At 47.8% G+C, this 2,395-nt stretch carries 1 protein-coding gene; it reads left to right on the forward strand.

Annotation, left to right across the window (positions count from 1 at the left end; translation table 11 throughout):
• The first annotated feature begins 261 nt into the window (after nt 1-261).
• Nucleotides 262-2,130 carry a cation:proton antiporter gene (locus O9332_RS22665; RefSeq protein ID WP_288027543.1) on the forward strand — a complete coding sequence of 623 codons (1,869 nt, stop codon included), beginning with the start codon at nt 262-264 and terminating at the stop codon, nt 2,128-2,130.
• The last annotated feature ends 265 nt before the right edge of the window (nt 2,131-2,395 follow it).

Raw genomic sequence — 2,395 nt, forward strand, 5'->3', positions numbered from 1 at the left:
ACATTGAACCGAGAGATACGGCATCAGCGAAGGTAATTGAGAACCGAGGAAAAAATGCGGTCGGACTGACCGTGTTAGAAAACGCTCGCGGAGGCGATTTGACGGGGATCGACCGGTTAAACCAGGTCGATCTAGTTAAAAACCTATGAACCGAGAATCTCCCGCTACACCGCGCGAGCGGTTAGCGGGGGAGAGTCAAAATTAGAATGATTAAACCCCAACCATAACCCCGCCTCGATAGCCGATAACCGATCGCTAAACATGGATCCATCTTTCGCCCTTACCCTGCAAATTGTCATCACTGTGGTGGCGGGGATTACAGCCCAAGTCATTGCCGAATACCTGAAAGTTCCCAGTATTGTTTTCCTGCTCATTTTTGGGATTGCTTTAGGGTCCGATGGTTGGGAAATTTTACACCCCCAAAGTCTGGGAATTGGCTTAGAAGTCCTTGTTGCCCTCTCTGTGGCGATTATCCTATTTGAAGGCGGTTTAAGCTTAAGCGGACGGGAATTAGGGCGAGTTTCTGGCAGTTTACGCAATCTTGTCACCCTCGGTACTTCCATCACTCTCATCGGTGGCGGTATGGCGGCCCACTGGTTGGGGGAATTTCCCTGGCCGATCGCATTTCTTTACGCTTCTTTAGTGGTGGTAACTGGTCCGACGGTGATCGGTCCTTTGCTGAAGCAAGTAGCCGTAGATCGACGGGTGGCGACGCTTTTGGAAGGAGAAGGGGTATTAATCGACCCTGTGGGCGCAATTTTAGCCGTAGTGGTGCTAAATACGATTATTGATAGTCATTCCCGCCCCATGGAAATTATCACTGGTTTAACCCTGCGTTTAGGCATCGGGGCGGCGATCGGCATTGCTGGAGGCGGATTGTTAAGTTTTATTATAAAAACTTGCAATTTTTTGACTTTTGAGCTAAAGAATCTCGTGGTTTTAGCGGGAGTCTGGGGGTTATTTGGTTTATCGCAATTTAGCCGCAGTGAATCGGGGTTAATGGCGGTGGTAATGGCGGGAATTGTGCTAAAAGCGGCGGCTGTTCCCGATGAACGGTTATTAAGACGTTTTAAGGGTCAATTGACGACTCTTTGCGTGTCGGTACTGTTTATTTTACTAGCGGCGGATCTTTCGATCGCCAGTGTCATCGCTTTGGGTTGGGGCAGCGTCCTGACGGTGTTAGTCTTGATGCTGGTGGTGCGTCCCCTGAGTGTGGCCTTGTGTACCCTAAAAAGTGACCTAAATTGGCGACATAAGCTATTTATCGCTTGGGTTGCCCCTAGGGGAATCGTTTCGGCTTCTGTAGCTTCTTTATTTGCTATTTTACTCACCCGTGCCGGTATTAATGGCGGTGAAGCGATCAAAGCTTTAGTCTTTTTAACAATTTTAATGACCGTTTTTATTCAGGGATTAACGGCGCGGTGGGTGGCAAAAGGACTTAAAATCACTTCTTCTGCGGCAACAGGGGCAGTAATCGTCGGTTGTAATCCCCTAGGGCGCTTAATCGGTTCTTTATTCCAAGAACAAGGGGAAACCGTGGTTTTAATCGATACGGATGCCGCAGCCTGTCAGCAAGCAAAAGAAGAGGGTCTGACGGTGCTGCAGAGTAGCGCACTTGATACAAAAATACTGCAAGAAGCCGGCATCGAATCCATGGGGACTTTTCTGGTTTTGACTAACAATAGCGAGGTTAATCTGGTTTTAGCCCAAAGAGCCGGCGAGGAATTTCACCCTCCCCGGGTGTTGGCTGCCTTTGCGGGAACCGCCAACCCAGATAAAAATAAGGTTAATCAGGTTTTTCTCCCCAGTTTTTCGGTCAAGGAATGGAATCAGTATTTAGACGATAATCAGATTAAATTGGGTAAAACTATCTTTAAAGGCAATGATTTGAGCGAACAACAAACCAGATTAACTAAATTAATTGAAAATGGCGAACTGCTGCCCCTACTATTGCGTCGCGATAATTCCCTACAGGTAGTAACAGAAGGGGAAGAATGGCGCACCGGAGACGAATTAATCTATATTCTGCGCGATTTACGCCCACAACTGCTTAAACGTCTTTCCGGCACTGTCATAACTCGTTTATCTTTAGAAATCTTACCCGAAGTGGAAATTGTCGCCAGTAGATAAGTAATGGGACAAAATTAACTTCTTGGTTAGGATAGGAACTCTGGCAACAGTAAAGGGATGAGCAGAGATTCAGCTTAACTTAAGCAAGTAGTTATAATTAAATTGAAGATAGATTTTGCCTCAGATCCCCCCTTAGTCCCCCCTTGATAAGGGGGGTGCCGATCCCCCCTTAGTCCCCCCTTGATAAGGGGGGTGCCGATCCCCCCTTAGTCCCCCCTTGATAAGGGGGGTGCCGATCCCCCCTTAGTCCCCCCTTGATAAGGGG

Source organism: Microcystis sp. LE19-10.1B (assembly GCF_027530565.1).
Lineage (GTDB): Bacteria > Cyanobacteriota > Cyanobacteriia > Cyanobacteriales > Microcystaceae > Microcystis > Microcystis aeruginosa.